The organism is Bosea sp. BIWAKO-01 (assembly GCF_001748145.1).
Taxonomy (GTDB): Bacteria; Pseudomonadota; Alphaproteobacteria; order Rhizobiales; family Beijerinckiaceae; genus Allobosea.
The window spans coordinates 3,234,569-3,260,798 of sequence record NZ_BCQA01000001.1; the positions used below are offsets into that span (position 1 = coordinate 3,234,569).

General features: G+C 65.2%; 23 protein-coding genes. 5 read left to right on the forward strand and 18 right to left on the reverse strand.

From position 1 onward, the window contains the following. The first annotated feature begins 4 nt into the window (after window positions 1–4). Window positions 5–1,027: a serine hydrolase domain-containing protein gene (locus tag BIWAKO_RS14880; protein ID WP_069879320.1), complete on the forward strand. Its 1,023-nt coding sequence runs from the start codon at window positions 5–7 to the stop codon at window positions 1,025–1,027. Window positions 1,028–1,074: 47 nt separating this feature from the next. Continuing rightward, window positions 1,075–2,439, forward strand: a complete 1,365-nt coding sequence (locus tag BIWAKO_RS14885; RefSeq protein WP_069879321.1) for an MmgE/PrpD family protein — start codon at window positions 1,075–1,077, stop codon at window positions 2,437–2,439. Here the strand turns inward: BIWAKO_RS14885 and BIWAKO_RS14890 are convergent. The 3 genes from BIWAKO_RS14890 to BIWAKO_RS14900 form a co-directional block, all read right to left on the reverse strand. Next, a complete protein-coding gene (locus BIWAKO_RS14890; RefSeq protein ID WP_069879322.1) occupies window positions 2,364–3,386 on the reverse strand; it encodes a LysR substrate-binding domain-containing protein in 1,023 nt (340 codons plus the stop codon). The two genes, BIWAKO_RS14885 and BIWAKO_RS14890, sit on opposite strands and share 76 nt — an antisense overlap. A gap of 143 nt (window positions 3,387–3,529) precedes the next feature. After that, window positions 3,530–4,504, reverse strand: coding sequence for a hypothetical protein (locus tag BIWAKO_RS35960; protein WP_069879323.1), 975 nt, complete (start codon window positions 4,502–4,504; stop codon window positions 3,530–3,532). A 21-nt stretch (window positions 4,505–4,525) separates the two neighbouring features. Continuing rightward, window positions 4,526–5,179, reverse strand: a complete 654-nt coding sequence (locus BIWAKO_RS14900) for a hypothetical protein (RefSeq protein WP_141740096.1) — start codon at window positions 5,177–5,179, stop codon at window positions 4,526–4,528. Between the two features lie 296 nt (window positions 5,180–5,475). Here BIWAKO_RS14900 and BIWAKO_RS37105 point away from each other — a divergent pair, with 296 nt between their 5' ends. After that, window positions 5,476–5,604 carry a hypothetical protein gene (locus BIWAKO_RS37105; RefSeq protein ID WP_274533584.1) on the forward strand — a complete coding sequence of 43 codons (129 nt, stop codon included), beginning with the start codon at window positions 5,476–5,478 and terminating at the stop codon, window positions 5,602–5,604. Window positions 5,605–5,884: 280 nt separating this feature from the next. On the opposite strand, the gene BIWAKO_RS14910 is transcribed toward BIWAKO_RS37105, so the two are convergent. The 14 genes from BIWAKO_RS14910 to BIWAKO_RS14980 form a co-directional block, all read right to left on the reverse strand. Continuing rightward, the gene (locus BIWAKO_RS14910; RefSeq protein ID WP_176733327.1) at window positions 5,885–7,183 is read right to left on the reverse strand and encodes a BatD family protein; all 1,299 of its coding nucleotides are present in this window, start codon (window positions 7,181–7,183) and stop codon (window positions 5,885–5,887) included. Beyond that, complete coding sequence (locus BIWAKO_RS14915) at window positions 7,180–7,821, reverse strand: tetratricopeptide repeat protein (protein ID WP_069879326.1); 642 nt, start codon at window positions 7,819–7,821, stop codon at window positions 7,180–7,182. Before BIWAKO_RS14915 ends, BIWAKO_RS14910 begins: the two co-directional genes overlap by 4 nt. Next, window positions 7,818–8,735, reverse strand: a complete 918-nt coding sequence (locus BIWAKO_RS14920) for a vWA domain-containing protein (protein ID WP_244523451.1) — start codon at window positions 8,733–8,735, stop codon at window positions 7,818–7,820. Before BIWAKO_RS14920 ends, BIWAKO_RS14915 begins: the two co-directional genes overlap by 4 nt. Then, window positions 8,732–9,745 (reverse strand): VWA domain-containing protein, encoded by a 1,014-nt coding sequence (locus tag BIWAKO_RS14925; protein ID WP_069879328.1) that lies wholly within the window; start codon window positions 9,743–9,745, stop codon window positions 8,732–8,734. Before BIWAKO_RS14925 ends, BIWAKO_RS14920 begins: the two co-directional genes overlap by 4 nt. A 2-nt stretch (window positions 9,746–9,747) precedes the next feature. Beyond that, on the reverse strand, window positions 9,748–10,245 hold the full coding sequence (locus BIWAKO_RS14930) for a DUF4381 domain-containing protein (protein ID WP_074471557.1): 498 nt from the start codon (window positions 10,243–10,245) through the stop codon (window positions 9,748–9,750). Then, window positions 10,242–11,243: a DUF58 domain-containing protein gene (locus BIWAKO_RS14935; protein WP_069879330.1), complete on the reverse strand. Its 1,002-nt coding sequence runs from the start codon at window positions 11,241–11,243 to the stop codon at window positions 10,242–10,244. Before BIWAKO_RS14935 ends, BIWAKO_RS14930 begins: the two co-directional genes overlap by 4 nt. A 12-nt stretch (window positions 11,244–11,255) precedes the next feature. Beyond that, window positions 11,256–12,242 carry an AAA family ATPase gene (locus BIWAKO_RS14940; protein ID WP_069879331.1) on the reverse strand — a complete coding sequence of 329 codons (987 nt, stop codon included), beginning with the start codon at window positions 12,240–12,242 and terminating at the stop codon, window positions 11,256–11,258. Window positions 12,243–12,334: 92 nt separating this feature from the next. Beyond that, complete coding sequence (locus BIWAKO_RS14945; RefSeq protein ID WP_069879332.1) at window positions 12,335–13,309, reverse strand: formylglycine-generating enzyme family protein; 975 nt, start codon at window positions 13,307–13,309, stop codon at window positions 12,335–12,337. 23 nt (window positions 13,310–13,332) lie between these two features. Continuing rightward, window positions 13,333–14,238: a polyphosphate kinase 2 family protein gene (locus BIWAKO_RS14950; protein ID WP_069879333.1), complete on the reverse strand. Its 906-nt coding sequence runs from the start codon at window positions 14,236–14,238 to the stop codon at window positions 13,333–13,335. Window positions 14,239–14,240: 2 nt separating this feature from the next. Beyond that, the gene (locus BIWAKO_RS14955) at window positions 14,241–15,239 is read right to left on the reverse strand and encodes an HAD family hydrolase (RefSeq protein WP_371332182.1); all 999 of its coding nucleotides are present in this window, start codon (window positions 15,237–15,239) and stop codon (window positions 14,241–14,243) included. 68 nt (window positions 15,240–15,307) lie between these two features. Continuing rightward, window positions 15,308–17,857: a fused MFS/spermidine synthase gene (locus BIWAKO_RS14960; protein ID WP_141740098.1), complete on the reverse strand. Its 2,550-nt coding sequence runs from the start codon at window positions 17,855–17,857 to the stop codon at window positions 15,308–15,310. Window positions 17,858–17,938: 81 nt separating this feature from the next. Beyond that, on the reverse strand, window positions 17,939–19,531 hold the full coding sequence (locus BIWAKO_RS14965; protein ID WP_069879334.1) for an arylsulfatase: 1,593 nt from the start codon (window positions 19,529–19,531) through the stop codon (window positions 17,939–17,941). Between the two features lie 151 nt (window positions 19,532–19,682). Continuing rightward, window positions 19,683–20,501: a hypothetical protein gene (locus BIWAKO_RS14970; RefSeq protein WP_244523452.1), complete on the reverse strand. Its 819-nt coding sequence runs from the start codon at window positions 20,499–20,501 to the stop codon at window positions 19,683–19,685. Window positions 20,502–21,059: 558 nt separating this feature from the next. Then, window positions 21,060–22,274: an amidohydrolase gene (locus BIWAKO_RS14980; protein ID WP_069879336.1), complete on the reverse strand. Its 1,215-nt coding sequence runs from the start codon at window positions 22,272–22,274 to the stop codon at window positions 21,060–21,062. Window positions 22,275–22,583: 309 nt separating this feature from the next. On the opposite strand from BIWAKO_RS14980, the gene hemN reads away from it, so the two are divergent. Continuing rightward, window positions 22,584–23,933, forward strand: a complete 1,350-nt coding sequence (hemN, locus tag BIWAKO_RS14985) for an oxygen-independent coproporphyrinogen III oxidase (protein WP_069879337.1) — start codon at window positions 22,584–22,586, stop codon at window positions 23,931–23,933. Between the two features lie 48 nt (window positions 23,934–23,981). On the opposite strand, the gene BIWAKO_RS14990 is transcribed toward hemN, so the two are convergent. Further along, window positions 23,982–24,905 carry a LysR family transcriptional regulator gene (locus tag BIWAKO_RS14990; protein ID WP_141740099.1) on the reverse strand — a complete coding sequence of 308 codons (924 nt, stop codon included), beginning with the start codon at window positions 24,903–24,905 and terminating at the stop codon, window positions 23,982–23,984. A gap of 127 nt (window positions 24,906–25,032) precedes the next feature. Here BIWAKO_RS14990 and BIWAKO_RS14995 point away from each other — a divergent pair, with 127 nt between their 5' ends. Then, window positions 25,033–25,953 carry an alpha/beta fold hydrolase gene (locus tag BIWAKO_RS14995; protein ID WP_084651420.1) on the forward strand — a complete coding sequence of 307 codons (921 nt, stop codon included), beginning with the start codon at window positions 25,033–25,035 and terminating at the stop codon, window positions 25,951–25,953. Window positions 25,954–26,230: the final 277 nt, after the last annotated feature.

Sequence of the window (26,230 nt, forward strand, 5' to 3'; positions counted from 1 at the left end):
TTCCATGCGCAAAGACGTTTCGGGCGAGGGCCAGACTGCGGATGCGGCCTGGCCGCATGAGGACTGGAGTGTGGTCAACCCCGCTGATGCGGGCTGGTCCAAGGATGGCCTCGACCGGATCTGGAGCTATGCCGACGCGATCGCGACTGCGACGCTGATGATCGTGCAAGGTGGCCGCGTCGTCGCGAGCCGCGGCGATCTTAGCCATCGCTACCAGTGCCATTCGATCCGCAAGAGCTTCCTCAGCGCTCTCATCGGTATTCATGAAGACGAAGGCACCATCGACCTGTCGCGCAGTCTGGCGCAGCTCGGAATCGACGACAAGGACGGCCTGAGCGAACGCGAGAAGGCGGCCACGATCTACGACCTGCTGACGGCGCGCTCGGGTATCTTTCACCCGGCCGGGTATGAATCGGCCTGGATGAAGTCGATCAAGGAGCCGCGCCATTCGCATGCGCCGGGCACCTTCTGGTCCTATAACAACTGGGACTTCAACGCTCTCGGCACGATCTTCGGCACGCTCACCGGTGCCGGCATCCATGATGACTTCCAGGCGCGCATCGCCCGGCCGCTCGGCATGCAGGATTTCCGCTTCGACGAAGAACGTCGCGACGGCTGGATCGAGCCGGACGACTGCTCCGTGCACCCGGCCTATCCGTTCCGGATGTCGACGCGCGATCTCGCCCGCTTCGGCCTGATGTTCCTGCGGCAGGGCCGCTGGGGCAGCCGGCAGGTGGTGCCGGCCAACTGGGTGGCGACCAGTGTCCTGCCGCTCTCGGATGCAGGCCCGCGTGGTGGCTACGGCTATATGTGGTGGGTGTCGCGCTCCGGTGCTGGTTTTCCGGGTGTCGTGCTGCCGGATGGCAGCTACAGCGCACAGGGCGTCGGCGGGCAGTACTGCCTCGTCATTCCCTCGCTCGACCTGGTGATCGTGCACCGCGTCAACACCGACAAAAAGGGCGAGGAGGTAAACCGCTTCGCCTTCGGGCGCCTGCTGCGCCTCATCCTCGACGCGCGCGCGGGCTGACGGACGCCGGCCCTTCTCGTCGTTGTCAGCGGAGGTCTGGAGAGCCTATGTCGAGTGCCATCGAACGCATTGCGGCCTGGAGCCGGTCCGAACCCGTGTTCGCTCCTCTGGCGCGGACGCGTGCGCGTCATGCGATCGCCGATACGATCGGCTGCATGATTGCCGGCGCAGATGATCAGGCGACGCAGTCTGTGCGTGCGGCTTTCGCCAGCAGCATCGGGCCGTCCGGTGCAGCCGGCGTCATAGGTGGCGGCAGGGCACCGGAAGCCGTCGCCGCGCTGGTGAACGGCACGGCGGCGCATGCTCTCGATTACGACGACAATTTCCGGCCGGGCATCACCCATGCTTCGGCTGTGCTCGTGCCGGCCCTGCTTGCCGTGGCGCATGGGCGAGCCGCGAACGGGCGCAGCTTCGTGGACGCCTATCTCGTCGGGCTCGAGGCGCAGGCGATAGTCGGGCGAGGCATCAATCCGGCGCATTACACACTCGGCTGGCACGCGACCTCGACGGTGGGGGCTATCGGAACCGCAGCGGGCACGGCGTGGCTGATGGGGCTCGATGCGGCGGGTATCGCGCGCGCCATGAGCGTCGCGGCAAGCATGGCGGCCGGGCCCAAGGGGCAGTTCGGGACGCCGGCAAAGCCACTGCATGCGGGGCTTGCCGCCCGCAATGCCGTTGATGCGGCTGCGCTTGCGGCGGCCGGAATGACCGGTCGTCTCGACATCCTGGAATGCCCGATGGGGGTGGCCGAGCTGTTCGGCGATGCGAGCGCGGCGGGATGGGCCGGGATGGCCATTGCCGAGCCGCATGTCATCGAGAGCGAGGGCCTCATCCCCAAGCGTCATCCCTGCTGCGGCTCTACCCATTACACGGTGGACGCGATCCTCGGGCTGAAGGCTGAATATGGCTTCACGAGCGGAGACGTGCTTGCGGTGGAGACGCTGGTCGGTATCGCGAATGCGCGCAACCTCGCCTATCCCGACCCGGAAGACGAGATGCAGGCCCGTTTCTCGATGCATTACTGCGTTGCGCTCGCGCTCCTGCAGGACCGCTTGTCGCTGGCCGATTTCACGCCTGAGGCGGTGCGGCGCCAGGCTGTGCGCGAACTCCTGCCCCGCACCGTCATGAGGGCCTATGACAAGAGCGAGGAGGCCGCTGCCGGGCGCCTGCCGCATCGGGTGACTGTGCAGCTTGCGGACGGGCGAATGCTGACCGCGGAGCGCTCCGAGGCAAAGGGCTCGATTGCGGATCCCTTCGACGACATGGATCGCGGTTCGAAATTCCTCGATTGCTGTGCGGCCACGATGAACGAGGCTGAGATCGCGGCGCTTTACGATCAGCTCGCCGGCATCGACGCCGCGGCCAATCTCAACTTCCTGTCCCCCGCATTGGTGGCGACGGGCTGCGCATAGGAGAGCCGGCCCGGCCTCGGGCGTACAGGCGCGTCCGGAATGCCCAAGGGCATGTTCTCATCGACGGCGGCCCAGAACTGCTCCGCACCCGGCCGGCTTGGCGCAGCCGTACGGTAGAGGCGGATTTCGGCGGTCAGTTCCCAGGAAGGATCGGCCGCCGGCACGAGAACGCCGCTGCGCAGCTCCTCGGTAATCAGGCTTTCCGGGATCCAGGCCATGCCGCGCCCAGCCAAAACCATTGCCTTGAGACCAACCGACATCGGGTTCTCGTAGACGGTGACATGGGGGGCGGGCCGGTCGGCGAAGAGCTTGGCCAGACGGCGGGCAAAGAACGAGCAACTGCCATAGCTGAGCATGCGGACGGGCTCCCCGGTGGGGCGCAAAGCATGCACCGGCCTGCCATCGGCGCCGGCGATCGAGACCGGGATCGCCCGTTCGGAACCAAGGCGGCGATAGATGAAACGAGCGGGGTCGAGCAGCAGCGGCACGGTCTCATGCGCATAGGTCAGCAGGAAATCGCATTCGCCCTGGTTCAGGACCGCGACGTTACCGTCATAAGACGAATACTGGTCGCAGAACCGGGTCTTGAGCGAACCAAGCCGCTCCTCGATGCGCCGGACGAAGCCGGGGAAATAGGTCAGCGACAAGGTGTTGAGGGTGGCGAAGACCAGCACTTCGGCCGTGTCGTCATACTGCTGGCGCGCTTCCTGTCGCGAGGTCTGGACCAGCTTCAGGATCTCACGCGCCCGCGGCAGGAAGATCTTGCCCTCCTCCGTAATGCCGATCGGGTAGCTGCTGCGGTCGAACAAGGACAGGCCGACCCAACTCTCGAGCTGTCGGATGCGGCGGCTCAGAGCAGATTGCGTGACGTTGCGCTCCCGGGCCGAGCGCGAGAAACTCAAGGTTGTCGAGAGGCTCACAAAGTCCTCCAGCCACTTCAGCTCCATTGCGTCGCATCTCCCTGTCCGGCGGATGGCAACCTGCCATGCCGGGCGCGACAAGCAAACAGCTTGCCGCGAACGAGACCCGGGGCGATGCGTGGAGGTGCAGTGGCCGGATGCGGCCGGCCGTGGCCGCACCGGCGCCTCCGCTAGCGACGGAAACCTCCGTGGAATCCGCCACCGCCGCCGTGAAATCCGCCGCCGCGGAAACCTCCTCCACCATGGAAGCCACCGCCCCCGGTGAAGCCGCCGCCACGCAAGCCGCCTGCCTCCGCGAACCCACCGCCTCCTCGGAAGTTCTCCATCCGCTCGCCATGGAACCTGCCGATCTGCTCCCGGTCGAGATTGCGGATCTCTCCGCCACCCGCATTCGCCCAGCGACCGTTCTGATGCTGCTCCCAGCCATTGCTCCCGCGGCGGAAGACCTCGCCGTCGCGACCGGCATAGTGGTCATTCGCACGGATGTTCCCGGCATTCTGGCGCAGATTGCCGGCTCGCTCGCCCAACTCACCCCGTGCATTCAGATTGGCGCGCGCGTTGCCGAGATTGGCGCGCTGGCCCGGCGTGAGCCCGCCCCGGTTGGCGATGCGGGTGTCGATGCGGCTATGCACCGAATTGTTCGTCCAGCGATTGTAGATGTTGGCGTGGTTGAAGTTGAACTGGTTGAACGTATTGAAATTGTTGATCACCACATTGTTGTGGCCCCAACCCCAGCCGCCGCCCCAGCCCCAGGCGCCACCAGCCCAGGCTGCTCCGGCAATGGCTCCCAGGGTGAATCCGGAAACCGCGCCCCAGGCGAAGGCCGTGCCGTATCCATAGGTCAGAGGCGCCGGATACCAGGCCGATCCGATCCAGGCCGGATAGACATAGCCGGTGCCGTAGACGACGACGCCGCCAGGCGCGGCGACCGTGCCGTAATAGCCCGGCGTATAGCCGACATAGACGGTCTCGGGGGTGGAACTGTAGATCCTGACATAAGTCACGAAATGCAGGGGCGAACTCGGCGGAATGGAGTAGATCGCTGCCGGGACTTCGGCCGCGACAGCCCAGGGGCCGGCCGCGCTGCTGGCGACGAACCAGACACCGTTCTGGACCGCATAATAGGAACTGCCGGCCTTGATCACCGGTACGGCGGCATTGGCGACCTATTCGAGGCTGGTGCCTTCGATCGGTTTCAGTTCGGGCTTGCCGTCATAGCGAACACTCGCCTTTGCCTTCTTGCGGTCGACCGTGGCGGTCTGCGGGATCTGATTGTCGATCAGGGAGTCCTGCGCCTGTATCGTGCCGCTCACCGAGGCGAGCACCGCGCCCTTCGGGTGGCTGTCAGGGATCTTGGCGAAATCCGCCGGGAGCTTGTCGCCCGCAACGAAGCTCCAGGGGCCGTTGGCGAGCGATCTGGAGCTGAACCAGCGCCCCGAAATCAGGACATAGTTCTCCTGACTGGGGACGTCGATGACGACATGGCTGCTGGTGTTCTTGATATAGAGCAGCTGCGTATCCGGAATCGGCAGATATTCCGGCCGACCCTCCGTCTGGATCAGCTCCGCCGGTCCGAGGCTGACATGCAGGGTCGGGACCACGCCCCCCGTAACGGCGGCCTCGATGTCCGCCGGTGGTGTGTCCATCAGATTGACCTGGGTCCCGGCTGCCTTCAACGCGTCGGCGAGACTGGCCGGAGGCTGAGCCGCCACGGCCCAGGGACCTTCGGGCGCCTTGGCGCTCCACCACGTCTTCAGGGCGCGCAGGTAGTAGGCGCCGGCGGCCTCGTCGAACAGGATCAGCGCGGGTGTGTTGATCACGCGCAACAGCTTGCTGCACAACCTGGCGCAACTGGGGCTTGCCGTCGATCAAGACGAGCAGGGCCGGTGTTTCACTGTAGAAGATCCTGGGGGGCTCGTTGCGTACGGCTTGTGTCTGGCCGGTCTCGGCCTCGGAAGCGGCAAGACTGGCCTGCAGGCGCGAGAGTGAGATCGTTCGCAGGCCGCTGGGAACATGCCCGCGCAAGGTCGTCAGATAGGCGTTGGAATTGGCGGCGTCCGAGGGAAAGTTCGCCCTGGTGAGCTCGATGCCATCCAGCGCGACGAGGTCGCTTTCCTTGTCGACCGAGGTTCTCGCTTTCATCCAGATCACGCCCAGCGTCGGCGCCTGGCTGCCCGGACGCTGGATCGACACGGCCGAACGCGCTTCGAGGATATCTCCCCGCCAACTCTCGATCTGCGGCTGATAGATGGTGATGTCCTCCGTGGCATCCGAAACGGTTCGCGGCCAGGCTTGGGTCGCGTTAGCCTGCGGCGCGGTTGTCGAGGCGGCTGCCGTCTGCGGGGTTTGGGCAAAAGCGATGGTTGGCGGCGGGAGAAGGAGTGTGATCGTTGCGATGAGGGCGACCGTATTCTGGAGGCGGGCCTTGAGGCGCTGCATGTCAGTCTCCGCTTTGAAGCCGTTTGAAGAGTTGTGTTCGGAAGCGAAAGCTCCGGATCGTCAGGACGGGTTTTCTTCAACTGCGGTCATGGCGTCTCCCGCATGAGCGGGCGTAGCAATGACTGCTGCGGGTTGAGCGGAGGCAGGGGCGGCGAGGTGGCCGCGACGACGTGCGTTCGGGTCTTTGGAAGACGCGCGAGCAGAGTGGCCAGCTCGGCTCCATTCTGGCTGGTCCAGCTGCCTTTGCCTCCAAACAAGGAGCGCTCAAGCTGCGTGATCAGCGGCTCCCGTCTGACGGCGTCTCGGTTTTCCGGAGACAGTCGCTCCAGCCATGCCGTAAGCGCGCGATAGGTCGTCGAGGCATCCCCGCTACCGGCGATGCGGAGAAGTCTCCTCCGCGCAAAGGCTTCCGACGCAAGATGGCGCTGCCGGCGCGAGCGCCATGCCGTGATCAGCCGAGGCCGGATTATGGCAGATGCGAGCAGGAGCAGAGCGGCGCCGAGCACTGGGCCGACGAGTTTGCGCCAATCCGACATGATCTCCTGCCAGCGTGGCCGCTGCGATGGGGCTGTTGCCGCGGCGACGTTTACGGTGACCCCGGCCAGTGTCTCCGTGCGGGCTTGCCTGTCATCGGTATCCCACCAGGGCTGCGAAAGGGCTGGCAAGATGTAGTTGCCAGGCTTCTCGAAGACATAGGTCACCTTGTCCGTGCGATGGCCTTCAACGGAACCCCGATCGACCTTGTCCTCGACGGTCGGAGGATCGGCATAGACCCGAACGCCCTCCGGTGCCGTGAAGCGAAATTCGGCCATGCCGAGAGCAGGAACATCTGCAGCCTGGCGCCGAATGGTGCGCGTGATGGCGCTCCCTGCCTTGAAGGTCGTCGAGGCTGGATCCGGAGACCAGCTTTCGCTCACTCCGACCCGTGACGCCGCCAGAACCGGGCCGGACGCGTCGATCCCTGGCGGAATGGTGACGGTGATGTGCTTGCTTTCACCTGTGGCCGATCCGATGGGATCGCCGGATTTGTCGAGAAGCGTAATATCGGCTGCGGGGATGCCGATATCGCCGCCTCGCCTCGGGAAGACCACGAACTCGAAGCGCTGACCGACATAGTCCTGGGCGTCGATGTGGTCCCGGATCGTGATCCCCTGTGTCTCGAAGCGCATTACCTGGGCGCCCGCCGTCTCCGGGACCTTGACCAGCGGCGGCCTTGGCATGTCGCCGGGAAACAGGACTTCGACATGGAGGCGCACCGGCTGGCCAATGACGATGCCGTCCGCCGGGGCGAGCGAAGTTCGCACCACCGGTACACCGGCCGGGGTCTGAGCCAGCGCCGCAACGGCAAGGATCAGCAGAAGCGGGAGAAAGAGGAGGCGGATCACGGCTGCGCCCCTGGATTGTCCGTGCGTAGCTGATAGGCGAACTTCACCCGCAGGAAATCGGCTGGCCTGGTCTGGACCTGCTTCAGCCAGAGCGCCCGTACGGATTCGTCCGACATCGCCTTTGCGGCATCGAGCGTGGTGTCCTCGCCACCCTTTTTCGTCTTGTCGAAGACGAGCTGATCGGGTTTGGACTCAGTGTCGTCATTGATGCCGCCTTCCACCTTCTTGCGCTCGCTGCGGATGCGCGCAATCTCACGATTGGCAACGGCATCCGGCCAATCGGGCCGGAGGGCGAGAGCGCGGTCATAGCGCCTGACCGCGTCGTCATACTGGCCGAGCATGATCAGGGCGTTGCCCTGGTCGAAGGCACCTTCAGCGGTGTCGGAGGCGGCGAAGGCTTGCGATGCTTCCTTGAGTTCGCCCGCACGGAACAATGCGATGCCGCGCCAGAGCGGATTGCGGAAGGCGCGGGCGGCCTCGGCGGCACGCCCGCGGTCGAGGAGGATCCGCCCGAATTGATCGGGCGTCAGGAACAGGTTGCGCCAGCCGACCTGCTGCGCGGCGGCCGCGAGCGCAAGCAACGCCGCGGCGGCGATGACGGCGTAAGGGGTCCACATCCTGGCGATTGCGCGGGTCATGCCAGCACCCAGCCGCGGCGGAACCAGAGCAGTACCAGCAGGGCGAAAATCGGGGTCAGCCAATAGCCTGCCTCCCGCCAGTGCGCCCCCTCTCCGGCGACGCCGGCTGCGCGTCCGGCACGGTCGAGACGGCTCGCAAGCGCTTTTACGTCCGCCTGATCCGGTGTCGTGGCGATGATGCTGGCATCGAGCGCGCGGGCGGCATCGGAGAGCCCGGCGCTGTCCAGTTCGGGAGGCAGCATGGCGAGCAAGGTCACCGGAAACGTCGTGACTCCGGAGAGCTTTGCGGTGGCCTCGTTCGAGACGGTATCCGCCATCACCAGGATCGAGCCGCCATGTGCGTTTCCCGCCAGGACCCGCTGCGCCATGGCGACGGCACCTGGCAGATCGTCTCCCTCCAGGGGCATGATCTCCGGCGCCAGGGCCTTGGCGAGGTTGAGCACGATTGCGCTATCCTGCGTCGGTGGCAGGACGAGATGGCTCGAGCCGGAATAGGCGATCAGCCCGCTTGATGCGCCGTCGCGCAGCGCGAGAAGATCCGCGAGTTTCTGGCGGGCCCGGTCAAGTCGCGTTGGTGCCAGATCCTGCGTGGTCATCGATGGCGTGATCTTGAGGATGACGACGACCGGCGGCTTCGCATCGGCGAAGGGCGAGGGCTCGAGCTGCCAGGCCGGCCCTGCAACGGCAATCGTTCCGAGCAGCCAGGCAATCAGCAGAACGGCATTGGGCGTTACCCGGGAGACCGGGCCGTTGTCGACGAGCAGGTATTTCAGCAATGCAGGATCGATGACCTGTCGCCAGCGCCCGACGGTATCGGCCCTATGGTGTTCGATGAACGCGATTGCTAGCGCAGCGACGAGCAGAAGCAGCCAGAGTGGCCGCTGGAAATGAAGGGCGGCGAGGGCGTCCATCATCGCGCGCCCTCCGGAATCTTGTGTTGCGTGCCTGTGGCGGACCTGCGACGCCGCGACAGGCGCAGGGCTTGCGTCAGCAGCGACAGGATCAGGCCCGCGGCCAGGGGCACCCAATAGACATCCCGCCTCGGGCGAAAGCTCACGCTGTCGATCTTGCGCGTCTCGATCTGATCGAGGCGCTGGTAGATCTCCTGGAGCTGGTTGCGGTCGAGTGCGCGGAAGAAGCCGCCCCCCGTCGTGCTGGCGACCTCTTTGAGCGCGGCCTCGTCGAGCTTGTCCTCGCCGGCGGCCGTGGGATCGCCGACAGCCACGGTATGGATGACGATGCCCCTGTCCCTGGCGATACGCGCCGCCTCGGCCGGCGGCGCCTTGCTGGCCGTGTCGTTGCCGTCGGTCAGTGCGATGATCGTCTTCGCCTTGACCGTGCTGCGGTCGAACAGCCCGATTCCAAGGCCGATGGCGTCGCCGAAGGCGGTGCGCGGCCCGGCCATGCCGACGACGGTGTCGCGCAGCAAGGCGCGGCAGAGGTCGAGGTCGGTTGTGAACGGCACAAGCGTGAAGGGCGCATCGCCAAACACCACGACACCGACCCGGTCTCCCTTCCGGCGCGACAGGAAGTCGTCGAGCACCTGCTTGACGGCCGTCAGCCGGTCGACGGTCTTGCCGGAGGCATCGACGAAGTCCTTCGTGTCCATCGACCCGGACAGATCGACAAGGACGAGCAGATCCCGTGTCGGAATGTCGCGATGAAGCGGGGGCTCAATCCATTGCGGCCGAGCCATGGCGGCCACGGCAAGGAGCCAGCAAAGGATCAGGACCAGCAGGGGAATGGTTCGGCGCGGCGCGATGACGCCGCCCTGATGCGGACTCTGGCCACTGAGCGTGGCAAGCCGGTGGAAGAACGGAACGCGCAGGCCCGTGCGGTTGCTGGCATGGGCCGGGAGCAACCACCACGCGACCACCGGCAGCGGCAGCAGCAGAAAGGTCCAGGGATAAGCGAAGGTGAGCATCGTCAGGCCTCCGCCTTCAGGGGCGCGCGATGGGCGCGAACCCATAGCTCGGCATGCCCGACCAGGAGGCGCAGCCCGGAGGCCTTTGGCTCGCGCCCGGCGTCGAAGGTTTCCATGAGAAGGCGGCGGATCGTCGCCGCGTCGAAGCCCTCACTTGCTTCCGTCGCGACGAAATCGGCCCAGGCCTGGCCGCTGAGGGAGGCGACTTGCGCCCGACCGTAATCGACCATGGCGACGCGTTTCATCACGTCCGAGATGCGTTCGACGATGGCGGGATCATTTCGATCGATGCCCGCGGATATGACCTCCAGCTCGGTGATGGCGGCGCGGCGATAGGCGGCGGCGCGATAGCGCTGGACGGCCCGCCAAGCCAGGACTGCGAGCGCGGCCACGACGGCTGCTGCCAGGATCCACAAGCCAGCTGCAGGGGGCCAGAATGAGGTCTCGGGCGGAAGGGCCAGGCCGCGCAGATTATCGAGGCTTCCTGGGTCGTCGCTCATCGCGGCCCCCGTCCCTGCGCCGCCGCCGTGCGTTGCGCGGTGCGCTTGCCGATCAATTCCTGGAGCTGCGCTGCGACATCGCGGTCAGCTGAGATCGGCAGCACTGGAATCGCACGGTGGCGCGATAGATCCCTCAGTTGCACCCGCCAGGCGGCATGCTCGCTGGCGTAGCGGTTCCGCAGGGTGGGCGCCGAGGAATCGACCTCGATCTGCCCGCGGCTGGAACTGAAGACGGCCGGGCCGACGTCTGGCAGATCATGTTCGAGCGGATCGTGGATATAGGCTGCGAGAACGTCGTTATGGGCACAGAGGCGGGTGATCAGCTTCTTGGTGTCGTCGTCAGCGCCGGCAATGTCGGAAATCACGCAGACCAGCCAGTCATGTGTCGCGATGCGTGTGGCATGGCGGAGCGCCTCGTTGAGTTGCCCGGCGCTGTCGACTGGCGCAGGCTGACCCAACGCCTGGTTTTGCCTCGCCACCTCTGAGACTACGCGGATGGCGCCCATGTCGCGCCCCTGAGGTTTGACGTCGACGATCCGCTCGTCGCCGAAGACGATCGCGCCGATCCGGTCACCGAGCGAGGTGACGCGCCAGGCGCCGAGCGCCGCGACCTCAGCGGCCGCGACCGATTTCATCGCGTGCTGGCTGCCGAAGAACATGGTGCTGCGCTGGTCGACGATCAGCAGGACCGGCCGGTCACGCTCCTCCGAATAGACGCGGACATGGGGAGTGCCGAGGCGAGCTGTCGCCAGCCAGTCGATCGAGCGAGTATCGTCTCCCTCGAAATAGTGCCGTAGCTCCTCGAAGTTCAGGCCGCGTCCCCGCAGCCGCGAGGCGTGCCGGCCGGCGAGCAGGCTGTGAACCGGCTGGTGAGGGAGAAAGCTGAAACCCTTCGCGCGGTGCTTCAGGCGGAGCAGGTCATCGAGCGAAACAAAGGCGCGGGCACCCGCCGCCGGGGCGGCGCTGCCAACGTCCTGTCTTGCCCGCATCAGCGCCATGAGCCGCTCCGCCTAGGCCGCGACCGCAACCAGTTTCACGATCTCGTCCAGCACACCGTCCGCATTCATGCCATCGGCGCCAGCCTCGTAGCTCAGCGAGAGGCGGTGGCGCAGACAGTCATGGGCAACCGCCTGGACATCCTCGGGGGTGACGTAGTCGCGCCCCTCGAGCCAGGCATGGACGCGCGAGCAGCGATCGAGTGCGAGCGAGCCGCGCGGGCTCGCGCCGACTGCGATCCAGTTCTTCAGCTTGTCGCCGAATTCGGCGGGCCTGCGCGTCGCAGCGATGAGGGCGACCATATAGGTCTCGACGACCTCCTTCGTCGTCACCCGGTCGATCTCGGAGCGCGCCTCGAAGATGAGCTTCTGCGGGATCTTCGGCGGAGGCTGCGTGGCTGTATCCGCGGCCGCAGCGGCTTCGGCACGAACGAGCCGCATCACCTTCACTTCATCGGCATCGCTGGGATAGTCGATCCGGATATGCATGAGGAAGCGGTCCATCTGCGCTTCCGGGAGAGGATAGGTCCCCTCCTGCTCGATCGGATTCTGGGTCGCGAGCACCATGAAGAGGGCCGGCAGGTCGTAGCGCTTGCCGGCAACCGTCACATGCCGTTCCTCCATCGCCTCCAGCAGTGCCGACTGGACCTTGGGCGGGGCACGGTTGATCTCGTCGGCGAGGACAAGATTGCCGAAGATCGGCCCCTTGCGGAATTCGAACTGACCGTCGCCGCGCAGGATCTCGCCGCCGGTGACGTCCGAAGGCAGAAGGTCCGGCGTGAACTGGATTCGGCTGAAATCGGATTCGAGGTTATTCGAAAGGCTCTTGATGGCGCGGGTCTTGGCGAGACCCGGCAGGCCCTCGAGCAGGACATTGCCATTGGCAAGCAGCGCAACAATGAGGCGTTCGACGACGCGTTCCTGGCCGATGATATCCTGATTGATCCGCTTCTGCAGATCGGCGACAGCGTCCCGGGCCGCCGATCCCATGCCGTCGCTCATGAACCTGCTCCTTCCGAGGCGCGATTGGAGTTCCCGTCGGAACTCTGAACGAAGCGCAGCTCCAGTCAGCAACGTAACCGTTACAGCTCCGCTCAGGTCTGACGGTTGTCCCCGGCCCTGACCACGCAGCGGAAGCCGACATGGCTCGTCGAGGTATCCACCGGTTCGGCATGGCGGGCGGCCGGACGATAACGCCGGCAATAGCTCGGAGCGCAAAGATGCGAGCCGCCCTTCAGGACCCTGCGCGGAATACGGATCTCTGGCTGGCGTGGATCATAGCTGTCGGTCTCGGGGCCGCCGCGGGGATTCTGCGGCACGCAGCAAGCCTTCGGGGCATCGCCTTGATGGCGTGTCGACCAGAAATCCGTCGTCCACTCCCAGACATTGCCGATCATGTCGTGGATGCCATAGCCGTTGGCGGGGAAGGCGGTGACGGGCGAGGTGCGCGCAAACCCGTCCTCCCGCGTATTTTCGTGCGGGAAATTGCCCTGCCAGGTGTTGGCCATATGACGCCCGCCGGGCGTCAACTCGTCGCCCCAGGCGAACTCGACATCCTCAAGCCCGCCGCGTGCGGCGAATTCCCACTCTGCCTCGGTCGGCAAGGCCTTTCCGACCCAGGCCGCATAGGCCTCGGCATCGCGATAGGCGACATGCACGACCGGGTGGTCGTCGAGCCCCTTGATCGACGACCCCGAACCATAGGGTTTGCGCCAGGTCGCGCCGAACTGGAATTTCCACCATTGCGACCAGTCGCGCAGGTCGACTGCGTGGGTCGGTGGGTTGAACATCAGCGAGCCCGCTCGCAGCATATGGGGCAGGGCGCCGGGATAATCCTTCGGGTCCGGCGGGATCTCGGCGAAGGTGACGTAGCCGGTCGCTTCGACGAAGGCGCGAAACTGCGCGTTGGTGACCGGGGTCGCGTCGATCCAGAAGCCATCGACTGTGACACGATGGCTGGGCGCCTCCTCGGGATAGTGTTTGTCTGAGCCCATGCGGAAGGTTCCGCCGGGAATGCGGATCATGCCGCTCAGCGTGTCGATCCTGTCCAGTACCGCGCCATCCGTCATGGTCGTCGGGCCTCCGCCGCTGTTCAATCCGCCTTGGCGCGCTGGGACCGTTCCTCGCTCGCCAATACCTTGCGCGCCTGTGCCATGGCCTTGCGCATGTCGTCGTCAACCGTCGGAAACTGTGGGTCGAGCTGTTCGAGCTTTTCGCCTATGGCTGCCGCCACGGCGAGCCGCGTGAACCATTTGTGATCTGCGGGAATGACGTACCAGGGGGTGCTCTTCGTTGCGGTACCCCGGATCGCATCCTCATAGGCACCCATATACTCGTCCCAATGACCGCGCTCGGCCAGATCCCTGGAGTCGAATTTCCAGTTCTTGTCAGGTTCGTCGATCCGGGCGAGGAGACGGCGCCGCTGTTCGTCCTTCGAGACATGCAGGAAGAACTTCAGGATCGCGACGCCGTTGCGCGAAAGGTGCTGCTCGAAATCACGGATGCTCTCGAGACGCTCGCGCCAGATATCGTCTGTGATCAGCTTGGGCGGGAGGTTCTGCGCTTCAAGGACCGAGCGATGGACCCGCGCGACCAGGACCTCTTCGTAATAGGAACGGTTGAAGATCCCGATATGACCGCGTTCCGGCAGTGCGCAGGTGGTGCGCCACAGGAAATCGTGCCGCAACTCGATGGTGCTTGGAGCCTTGAAGGACGTCACCTCGCAGCCTTGCGGGTTGATGCCCGACATGACGTGCTCGATCGTGCCGTCCTTGCCGGCCGCATCCATCGCCTGGAAGATGACGAGGAGCGACCAGCGCCCTTCGGCGTAGAGTCGCTCCTGCAGCGCGTGCAGTCGCTTGACCCCGGCTGCCAGCAGCTCCTTGGCGTCGTCCTTCTCAATGTCGAAACCGCAAACGTCGGCGGGGTCGACGTCGGAAAGCCGAAACTTGTCGCCGTCCGTGATCCTGAAGCGCTTGACCACGTCCTCTTTGTTCATCGCTACGGCTCCGGCGGAAAGACGGCCTTCCAGTCCGACTTCATGTCGACAATGGTCCAGCCCTTGGCGTGGCCCTCGTCGAGGGCCTTGTCGAGCTTACCGACAGGGGACTTGCGGTCATAGGCCCATTCGCGCTCGGCATCGGTGTGATGGATGATGAGAGCCAAGCGTGACCCATCGCCAGCCGCGGTGTATTGCAGCATCTGCAGGTCGCCGTCGGAATTGCCGAAGGCCAGGATCGGACGCCGACCAATGAAGCGGTTGATCCCGACAGGCTTGCCGGGGCCGTCATCGATGAACTCGACCTTGGCGTCCTTGAACAGCTCGGGCTTGCCGCTCGGGTTCATCCTGAACGTCACGGCGCCGGATGAACCGATGACCTGTTCCGGCGGGATGCCATAGACCTTGTCGGCGAAGACGCGCATGAACTCGACGCCGCCGCCCGAGACGATGAAGGTCTTGAAGCCGTTGGCGCGCAGATAGGTCAGGAGTTCCAACTGCGGCTGGTAGACCATCTCGGTATAGGGGCGCTTCTTCGTCGGGTGCCGCGCGGTGTTGAGCCAATTGGCGACCAATCGCTCGAATTCCCGCGTGGTTATTCCGGCGTGGGTGGCCGCCATGATCTGCAGGAGGCCCTTCTCTCCGGAGGCGGCGAGACCCTTCATGTCGCCGGCAAGGACCGACCTGTAGGGTTCCTTGCTCTTCCACTCCGGATACAGGGGAGCGAGCCGCTTCACCTCGTCGAAGGCGAACTGAAGCTGGAAATAGACCGGCTGTTCGGCCCAGAGCGTGCCGTCATTGTCGAAGGTGGCGATGCGCTCCGCCGGCTTGACGAAATCGGGCCCTCCCTCCTGCGTCACTTTCCCCACGAACTCGACGATGGCCCTTTTTGCCTTGCCCTCATTCCAGGATGGCAGCGGGTTGGATTGGGCGACGACAGCGCCATTCCACGCCCAGGATGAGACCAGGAACAACGCGGTCAAGGCAGCTCGAACGTTCAGCACCGGGTTCTCCTTCTCAATGTCGGGTTTCAGGGGGCGGGCATTCCACGGGACGTTCCCGCGCTCGCTCATTCACGAGGGCCCCCCGTGAACCAGCTGTAATAGGGGTTGGTGGGATCGGCCTGGGTCACGCGCCGCATCTGCCGCGCCCAGCGCGCCCGGTCGCCGACATAGGCGGCAAGGCCGGCATCGTAGAATGTCAGGAGCCTGCTGCGCTCGTTTGCAAGATCGGCCCGGAACGCATCGTCGGCACCGATGACCGGTGGTTCGCCCTGCATCTCCATGAGGAGAGGCAATGTCCGGGCCAGTTCCAGCCGCCGCACCCAGCCCGCATATTCAATGCGCGGATCGTCATCCGTCACGGGGCGGGCCGCGCTTGCATAGCGCTCCAGCCCCTGCCGATCGGTGACGAAGGTCACAAGGAGGGCCGCAGGGGTATCGACGCCGACATCTCTCAGAGCCTTTGCCACCTCCGGCTGTGCGAAGCGGCCGGCGATCCTCTGCAGATCCAAAGTGACCGGCTGCTGCGAACCGATCAGCAGCATCTCATGCAGCTCGGTGGTCCAGAGGGTGGCGTGCGGGAAGACATCGAGGAAGCTGCGTACCAGAGACCGCGTGTCTTCGTCGTTCTGGGTGGGCAGGGGCAGCCACTGCGCGACGAGGCCGCCCTCGGCAAGGCGTGATTGCGCCAGCGTGTAGAAATCGCTCGAATACAGGTTGGCGACACCTGCGGCTGACGGCGGCGGCGGTTCAAGCGTGATCAGGTCGTAGCGATCCGGGTTGCGCAGAAGCTCGCGACGCCCGTCGCGCAGGCGAATGTCGAGCCGCGGATCGGTCGCGGCCTGGAAGCTGCCCTCGAAATTCGGTGCCGCCCGGATGACGCTCGGCAGCAACTCGGCAACGACGCGCTGTTCCAGGCCGGGATAAGTCAGCAGCGCACCCGCGGTGATGCCGGTACCAAAACCGATCACCAAAGCCGATTTCGGCTCGCGGTTGTGAATGATCAGCGGCAGCAGCGCCTGCATTCGCATGTAGCGCAGGGACGGCATCGCATCGCCGGAATTGGAGACACCCTGGATGTAGAGACGGCGGAAGCGGTTTCGGCCCGAGCTGCGCTCGACGACGGCGACCGTGCCGCCCAGGCCCTCGTCATAGAACGTGAGGTTCGCGCCGCGGGCGCCGGGCAGCAGTTTGGCGAGGCGATCGGATGGCAGGAGGACGGCGGTCGCGCATGTGACAGCGCTGATCGCGAGCGCCGCGATCCAGGCCATTGAGCCGGAGCGCCGTTCGCGCAAGGCGGCGATCGCGCCCACCAGAGCGGCGGCGACGGCGAGTATCGCGAGCGTGCGGACGAGGCCGAGTGCGGGAATGAGGACGAAGCCGGTGAGGGCGCTGCCAAGAATGCCGCCAAGGGTATTCAAGGCGATGATCATGCCAACGCCGCGCCCGATATGTCGGGGATCGACGATCAGGCGCAACGCTGCTGGAAAGGCCGCGCCAAGGAACAATGTGCTGGGAAGGACGACGCAGATCGCGGCGACGGCAAATCGGGCGGACATGCCGGCGAAGGCATTGCCTGTGAGATTCAGCGCTGCTGCCTCGACGAGGCCCTGGAACTGGCTCAACCAGGGGCCGAGCACGGCGATGGCCAGAGCGGCCGACAGGCCAGCCCCCGCGATGAGCAGGCCGAAGACGCTCCATGGCTTCGTGACGCGATCGGCCCAGCGCGCGAAAATGGCCGCGCCCAGTGCGAGCCCGGTGAGGTAGGTTGCGAGCAGGACGGAGAAGGCGAAGCTGCGCGTGCTCATGAAGGGCACGATCGTCTGCGACCACACCACCTCGTAACCGAGCGCGATGCCTCCCGCGACCGAGTAGAGCGCGATGGCCAGCGCGGCCGAACGCGAGAAGCTGCTATCGGTCGGCTTGACCGCGTCGACGCTCGCGACGCTTGCCTTCGGGTTCATCGCGAACGCCGCAAGGGCCGCAACCAGGCAGATTGCGGCGGCCACGAGCGCCGAGCCGCGCATGCCGACCGCGGGAATGACAAGGAACGATGCGAGCAGGGCGCCGGCGATGGCGCCCGCCGTGTTGGCTGCATACAGGCGCCCGCCAACTTGCCCGATCCCTTGGCGCTGGGGGGCGGCGAAACGTGTCAGTGCAGGCAGCGTGCCGCCCATTAGGACGGCCGGCAAGCCGACGAGCGCGAACACCATCGCCCAGGCGAGCAGTGGGCTGGTCAGTTCGAGGCGGGCAAAGAGCGGGGCTGCCTGCGACAGGCCGAGTGTCGCAGCAATGGCGAGAATGGCGACGCCACCCTCGAGAGCAGCATAGAGACGCAAGGGCTGTTGGCTGCGATCGGCGATACGGCCGAAGATCAGACCGCCGGCTGCCAGGCCGGCGAAGAAGGCACTGATGCCGGTCGTCACCGCGTAGACCTCGACCCCGACCACGGTCGAGAGCTGCCTGATCCAGATCACCTGGAGGATCAGCGCGGCGGCGCCGGAGATGAACAACAGGCCGGCGGGCAGGGCGAGCGAAGCATGAACGGCAAGGGCGGCGCGATCCGGGATCGCCTTAGCGCCGCGACGCCGCCTCGACGCATCTGTCCCAACACTCATGCCGGATTCCAGCCCTAGGCTCATCTTCAGGAGTTCGGCCGGCGCTCGCGACGCCGGCCGCAACATAGCAGAGCTACAAGGTCACTCTAGACCGCGCTTCCTGAACGACTCGTCGATCTTTCTGTCGACCTGCTTGCGGACCTGATCGACGCCGAAGCTCGCGGGGCGCTGGCTCGGCGGATATTCGACGAAGCTCTCGAGAAACTGCGTGGCTTTCATCACTCCTTGGCCGGCGAGATAGGCGTTCTCGGTCCGCCACTGATCGTACCCGCTGCCGGAGATCTCCGCATGCTCGTAGGGGTCCATGCGCAGATTGAACATCTTGGGCAGGCGCAGGGGGGTGAAGGGATTCGCCCAGACATCCATCTGGCCAGGCTGCTCCTGCTTTTCGAAGACGAGTTTCCAGTTGTCGAAGCGCATGGCGACGAGAGCGCCATCGTCGTTGAAATAGTAGAACTCGTTGCGCGCGCTCTTGTCGGACTTCCCCGTGAGATAGTCGATCTGGTTGTAGCCATCGAGATGGTTCCGGAAGGTCGTCGGATTGCCTTGCGGCTGCCAGCCCTTGAGAAGGCGGTCCTTCACGCCGGTATCGCCTGCAGCGGCAAGCAGAGTCGGGAACCAGTCGAGGCCCGAGACGATGCCGTTGGCGATTTCGCCCGGCTTGACCTGGCCTGGCCAGCGGACCATCGCCGGGACGCGGAACGCGCCTTCCCAGTTCGTATCCTTTTCCGAGCGGAACGGTGTGGTCGCAGCGTCCGGCCAGGTGAAGGCGTTGGGACCATTATCCGTCGTGAAGACGACGATCGTGTTGTTGGCGATGCCGAGATCGTCGAGCGTCTTCAGCAGCTTGCCGACATTCTGGTCCATCTCCCACATGCCATCGGCGTATTCGTTGCCCGCCATGCCGCTCTTACCGCGAAATTCCGGCCGCACATGCGTGAAGACGTGCATGCGGGTGAAATTCATCCAGGTGAAGAACGGCTTGTTGGCGCGCACCTGCCTCTGCATGAAGTCGATCGCGGAGCCGGTGGTCTCGTCGTCGACGGTCTCCATGCGCTTGCGCGTCAGCGGGCCCGTGTCTTCGATCTTGCCGTCGGCGGAGGTCCTGAGAACACCGCGCGGGGACATCAGCTTGACGAATGTCGGATCGTCCTTCGGCCAATTGGGCCGTTCAGGCTCTTCCTCCGCGTTCAAATGATAGAGGTTACCGAAGAACTCATCGAAGCCGTGATTGGTCGGCAGATACTCGTCCTTGTCGCCAAGGTGGTTCTTGCCAAACTGGCCGGTGGCGTAGCCGAGCGGCTTCAGCGCCTGGGCGATGGTGATATCGCCCTTCTGCAGGCCGACTGGGGCGCCGGGGATGCCAACCTTCGAAAGGCCCGTGCGCAGTGGCGTCTGCCCGGTGATGAAGGAGGATCTCCCCGCCGTGCAGCTGTTCTCGGCGTAGTAGTCCGTGAACATCATGCCTTCCCGGGCGAGGCGGTCGATGTTCGGCGTCTTGTAACCGACCACCCCATGCGTATAGGCGCTGATGTTGGCCTGGCCGACATCGTCGCCGAAAATGACGAGGATATTGGGTTTGGCGGGAGGCGCAGTCTGGGCCTTCGCTGCTCCGCCGGAGAGCCCTAGCGTCAGTGCCAGGGCTGCGGCGGCCATGAACTTGTGGCGTTCCATCAATCACTCCCGGTGCCGGATCGACGCTCCGGGCCAGCTCGACAGAGATGCCGAACATGGCCCAGGCGCGCCGGGCGAGGGTCGCATGGCATCCGCAGAGGCTTAAGCCTGTAACTGTTACGGTAACCTGCGAGGGCGGTGGCTGATCTGCTCAGCCGGCAAGGGCCTTTGACACGGATTGGACGGCCCGCGCGGCGATCATGTCGATGGTGCTCGCGCATGGCACGTCGCGTTCGATCTCATCGACGAAATCGGAGCAGATGATCTCTCCGCTGCGCAGATCGGTCGCGCACCAGGAAAAGCGCTGGCCGGTCGACATTGGATGGACCGCGATATCGAGAGCGTAAGTCTCGTCGGGGTGCAGGAGGAGTTTGCTGATCGCGATCGCGGCGGCTCTGCGCTCGGCAGACGGCATCGCGAACAGCCTGAAGCCGGCTGAGACGAGCCGCTTCATGATGGTTTCGATGAACAGGTCGCCATGAGTTGCCGCAAGCCGGGCCGCGCGGTCCGTCAGGTTCTTGATGATGATTGTCGGCAGGCTGGCGCTGGCGGACGCGATCCTGGCTGCCTCGGCGGCGAAGGCCGGTTTCGTGGAGCCATTTCCTGACGGCCGCCACGTAAAGGATGGAACGTAGCTGCCGGGCGGCATCGCGATTCTGATGGGTGCGCTTGCTCCCGCCGTCTCGTAATAGGTTGCCAGTGCCGAGCGCAGGCGTGTCGCCTCGATCCGCACGATCGGGTCCGTGCCAGGGTCGAAACTGTCGTCGCGGCCGAAGACGTCGACGCCGATCGAGTAGGCTTTGATCCGGTCCGAATGGCCCGAAACGGTTTGCGTGACGACGAAGGAGAGGAAGCGCCGGTTGCGCTCGGAAAGGCGCAACGCCTCATGAGCGAGCAGGGTGTCCAACGCTGCAAGGATGAGTTGGGGAGGAGGATTCCCGTCATGCAGCCTTGCAATGCGCCCGCCCATCACTCGCCTCGACAGCTAGGAGTGGAGAAAACCCGCAATTCGTCCCTGAAAGCGCGATGATGCCTCGCGAGTCAGCATGGAGCAAGACAGTATTCGATGAATTTCGCCAGAATCCGGTGCTTCTCCCTTAAGAAAGCGCTAGCCGGATCAAGATATCTTGTTCTGTCGCGGAGACGAGGGCCTCGTATTCCCTGGCTCGCGCTGGGCCGACTGGCAGTGTCGATTTCGTCCAATAGGCTTCAGCCTCACAGGCAGCCTCATAAGCCTCGCACAGCTCTGCAAAGCCGGAGTCGCGGGCGAACCTTTCCCGCAGCTCGGCGCGCCGTTCCGGCCAGCGCAGCAGCAGCCTCGTCAGTCCACGCTTTTGCGCCTGTTCCATGGCAGCCTCCGGCCGAAGCGCTGAGGGCCCGCATCTGTGGTGCATACTGCCAGTGTGGCGCCGTTTTGCGCGGCTGGAACTGTTGCCTGTAACGGTAACGGGCAGACTGTGCCCTTGTGCGGCCGCGGAACATGAGCCCGCGTCATTCTGGGCGACGCGGGCTCATGGCGCGTGCAACTTCAGGCCGCTGCTGCTCGTAGATCCTCGCCGAGTTCTTCGCCGACGATATTCACCCAGTAGCGAATGCCGTCGGGAATGATCTCGTCGTTGAAGTCGAAGAGCGGCGTATGAAGCCCCTTGAAGGAGCCGTCCGCCTCGACGCCATTGCCGATGCGCATGAAGGCGCCCGGCTTGATCTGCATCATCTCGGCGAAATCCTCGGCCCCGGTTCCGGGCCGGATCGCGCCATTGACATTGTCGGCGCCGACCGACGCGGACGCAGCGGCCACTGCGACTGCGACCTGATCCGGCTGATTCCGCAAGGCGCTCGGTCCGCGCCGATAGGAAGTCTCCGCGGTGCAGCCCCAGGCTTGCGCGGTTGCCGCGGCAAGTTCGGCAATCCGTCGCTCGACCAGATCGCGGATTTCCGGCGCGTAGGTGCGCGCCGTGCCGCCGATGACGAGCTCCGCCGGGATGACATTGCTGGCTTCCGCCGAGCCGGCATGGACATAGCCGACGCTGATCACGGCTGTGTCTAGCGGCGCGACATTGCGTCCGATGATGCCCTGCAATCCGAGCACGAAATGGGCCTGGGCATAGGTGATGTCGGTCGAGAGGTGAGGCTGCGAGCCGCCATGCCCGCCGACACCGCGGAAGATCACCTGCCAGCTATCGGCAGCAGCCAGCATCGGGCCGTTGCACGTGCCGAAGGACGAGGCCGGCATGCCGGGTGAGTTATGCAGGCCGTAGATCGCATCGCAGGGGAAGCGCGCGAACAGCCCGTCCTTCAGCATGGCGAGCGCTCCGCCGCGCCCTTCCTCGGCCGGCTGGAAGATCAGATTCACGCTCCCGGCGAAATCGGGATTCTCGGCGAGGTAGCGCGCCGCGCCGAGGAGCATGGTCGTGTGTCCGTCATGGCCGCAGGCATGCATGCGGCCCGGATTCTGCGACGCGTAGGGCAGCCCTGTCTCCTCGATGAGCGCAAGCGCGTCCATGTCGGCGCGCAGCCCGATCGCGCCCTGGCCCGGCCGGCGGCCGCGGATGACGCCGACGACGCCCGTTCCACCGACGCCTTCCGTCACCTCGACGCCCCATTCCCGGAGTTTGCCCGCGACCAGCGCGGCCGTGCGGTGTTCTTCCAGGCCAAGCTCCGGATGGGCATGGATGTCGCGCCGGATCGCCGTGAACTCAGCGTGATGCTGGTCGAGCCAGATATCGAACCGCGTTTTCGTCATGTGTGGTCTGTTCCCCGTTTTCGTGCACGCAACTGCCGCGGCAAACCCGGGGGCTTGCCTCGGCAGCACCTGCGACGACAGCGCAGGCGGCGCGTGGCTTATTCCAGAAGAGGAGCCCGTGCTTGGCAAGAGCTCTGAGCGATGGGCGGAACTGCGTTGGGAGCCATGGCGGTCGCGCAAAGCCCAATCCTTTCGTGTCGGTGGCAAGCCTCATCGATCGTGGCGTTTGTCCTGGATCAAGGAGCGTCGGCCGGGCTGCGCTAGACACGGGCCATTGAAATCGACTCTGGCAAGACAGGGATACGTGTCATGACCGATGTCCGGGCGCAGTATTTCGACGAACGCCTTCCGCGCTACACCAGCTACCCGACGGCTCCGCACTTCACGGGCGAGGTTGGGGCGGGGAGCTATGGCGATTGGCTGCAGGCGCTGAGGTCCGGAACGAAGGCCTCGCTCTATCTCCACATCCCGTTCTGCCGCTCGATGTGCTGGTATTGCGGCTGCCACACCACGGTTGCCCTGCGTGATCAGCCAATCGCCGATTATCTCGCAGTCCTGAACCGCGAGATCGAGCTCGTTGCCGATCGGCTCACCGCGCCGCTGCAGGTCCAGCATGTCCATTTTGGCGGTGGCACGCCGACGATTGTCACGCCCGAGGAATTCTTCGGGCTGGTTGCGCTCCTGCGGCAGCGTTTTGCCATCGATCCCCACGCCGAGATCGCCGTCGAGATCGACCCCCGCAGGCTGACAAAAGCCATGACCGAGGCACTGGCCGCGTCGGGCGTCAACCGGGCGAGCCTCGGCATACAGAGCTTCGACCCAGTGGTGCAGAAGGCGATCAACCGCATCCAGAGCGTCGAGCAGACGGCAGGGGTCGCCGCCGGGCTCAGAGCGGCTGGCATCAGCGGCTTGAATTTCGACCTGATCTACGGCCTGCCGAAACAGACCGTCAAATCCTGCATCGAGACGGTCGAGCGCTGCGTCACGCTGCGGCCGGACCGCCTCTCGGTCTTCGGCTATGCCCATGTGCCCGGCTTCAAGAAGCATCAGCGCAGGATCGACGAGAGCGATCTGCCTGACGGTCCCGAGCGCCATGAGCAGGCCGAGGCGATCGCCCAGGCGCTGGTCGCCGCCGGCTATATCCGCGTCGGCCTCGATCATTTCGCCCTGCCGGACGATGCGATGGGGCAGGCGCGGGCGGACGGTGCGCTACGCCGCAATTTCCAGGGCTACACCACCGACGGCGCCGAGGCGCTGATCGGCTTCGGCGCCTCGGCGATCGGCCGCCTTCCCGCCGGTTATGTCCAGAACGAGGTGGTCAACGGCCGCTACGCCGAGCGTGTGCTGAGCGGGGCATTGGCCACGGCCAAGGGCTTCCGGCTCAGTGCTGACGACCGGCTGCGTGCCGAGCTGATCGAACGCCTGATGTGCGATTTCACGGTCGATATCGGCGCCGTCTGCGCCAAGCACAAGGCGAGCCCGGAGGATCTGGCGCCGTCCTTCCCGCGACTGAAGGCGCTGGCGCGGGACGGGGTCATTCGCTTCGATGGCAGCCGCGTGCTGATGCCGGAGTATTCGCGCCTGCTTGTCCGCAAGGTGGCCTCGGTCTTCGATGCCTATCTCGCTCAGCCGGGGCGCAGCTACAGCCGCTCCGTCTGAGCGCAGAGTGCTTCGGCGGCGCAGTGGGGTGCCAAGGATGCGTCGCGTTCACGACATCGGCGAGGCCTGGGCGACCGCTGTCTCCCAATAGGGCGGATTCCCGAAGCTCTGGCGCAGATGTTCCGTCAAGGCCCGTACCTTGACGGAGGCTGCGCGATCGCGGGGATGGGCGACGTGGACTTCAGCGCCTTCGGCCGCGATCCCGACATCGACGATCTGCAGGTCGCCGCGGGCGACCTGCTCATGGACGACAAAGGTCGGCAGCAAGGTGATGCCAAGCCCTGCCAGGGCGGCGTCGCGCATCATCAGCCCGTTATTGACGCGCACGGCCGGCTGCGCTCGCACCACGACTGCGCCGCTCTCGCTGTGAAACCGCCAGTCCGAGTCCCGGTTCATGTAGAGGATCGCGCGATGCTGCCTGAGTTCGATCAGCGTCCCCGGTCTGCCATAGGCATCCAGGTAGGCAGGCGAGGCGACGAGGACGCGGCGGCTACTTGCAATGTGCCGCGCGACAAGTCGCGTGTCATGAATTGGGCCATGGCGGATGACGGCATCGTAGCCATCCGCCGCAGCATCGATGAAGCGATCCTCCAACTCCAATGCCAGCTCGATCTTGGGGTTGGTCGCCAGGAAGGAAAAGATCGCCGGACCCAGATGCAACACCCCGAAGCTGACGGGGCCGGAGATCCGCAGTGGTCCGACCAGCTCGCTTCGCCGTTCGGCGAGCTCAGCCACGGCCTCCTCGGCCTCGCGCAACAAGCGTCTGCCCCGTTCGAGGAAGGCAATGCCGCCTTCGGTCAACGAAAGCTTGCGGGTGGTTCGCTGCACAAGCCGCGTGCCGACCAGCCGCTCCAGCTCCGCCAGCCGTTCGCTGACCACGGATTTGGCCAGTCCCATGCGCTGGGCCGCAGCGGTGATTGATCCGGCTTCCGCGACCGTCACGAATGCTGCGACTCCGTCGAGCTTCATCATTGTTCGCTATTTCCGGAAACCTGTTTCGCCTTCTGGCGGCTATTCCAGACAATGGCGCAGCGCCATCATCTCGTCGAGAGCAAGGCCGTGCCCTGGAGCGCCCGGCCAGACATGAGGAGAGATCGCGATGCTTCGCTTCCTGGCCGCCGTTACCGGCGCCCTTCTTTTCGCCGCCCCCGCGTTGGCGCAGATTGTCCCGTTTCCAGCGGGTTTCCGCACGCAGGAGATCCCGACCAACGGCACGACATTGCACGTTCGGGTCGGCGGACAGGGGCCGGCGGTCGTTCTGCTGCACGGCTATGGGGAAACCGGCGACATGTGGGGCGAGATGGCGGCCGATCTCGCGCGGGACCGGACCGTGATCGTTCCCGACCTGCGTGGCATGGGCCTTTCGGCCATCCCCGAAAGGGGTTTCGACAAGAAGAACCAGGCTGCCGACATTGCCGGCGTCCTCGATGCCCTGAAGGTGGACCGGGCGGAGTTGGTGACCCATGACATTGGCAACATGGTCGGATTTGCGCTTGCCGCCGGGTATCGCGATCGCGTGACGAAGTTCGTGTTGATCGATGCCCCCTTGCCGGGCGTCGGCCCCTGGGAGGAGATCCTGAAGAACCCGCTGCTCTGGCACTTTCGCTTCGGCGGCCCTGACATGGAGCGGCTCGTCGCCGGCCGCGAGCGCATCTATCTCGATCGCTTCTGGAATGAGTTCTCGGCGACCCCCAGCCGGTTCAGCGAAGCTGCGCGAGAGCATTATGCGGCACTCTACGCCAGGCCAGGGGCGATGCGCGCGGGCTTTGCCCAGTTCGCGGCCTTCGATCAGGATGCTGTCGACAACAAGGCCTTCCTGGCAAAGGGCAAGCTGACGGTCCCTGTGCTGGCGATCGGGGGGGAGAAATCCTTCGGACCGGGCATGGCTGCGGTCATGAAGTTCGCGGGAGAGAACGTCCAGGGTGCGGTCGTGCCTGGTAGCGGACATTGGATCATGGAGGAGAATCCTGCGGCGACCATCGCTCTGGTCCGCAGCTTCCTGGACGCCGGGCGGCCGTGAGAGCGACGACCCATTCGCGTCGGGGCGGCACTGCCGTTGCCCCGATCACGCGTCGCCGTCACCTAGACGTTCGCTGAACCGGAGGGCCGATCTGCCGAGGCGGTGGCTCTTCTGTCCGACAGGGTCGAGCGCTGGCGGTGACGGTCCACTGAGCAAGAGTGCGCATCTGCTCTGCGTCGGCCAACCAGGCCGCTCATTCACGAATAAAAACCGAGAGAATTGCGCCCGCGGCAGTGCGCCAGGCCGGCGTCTCCGGTCATCCCCGGCGATTGTCAGG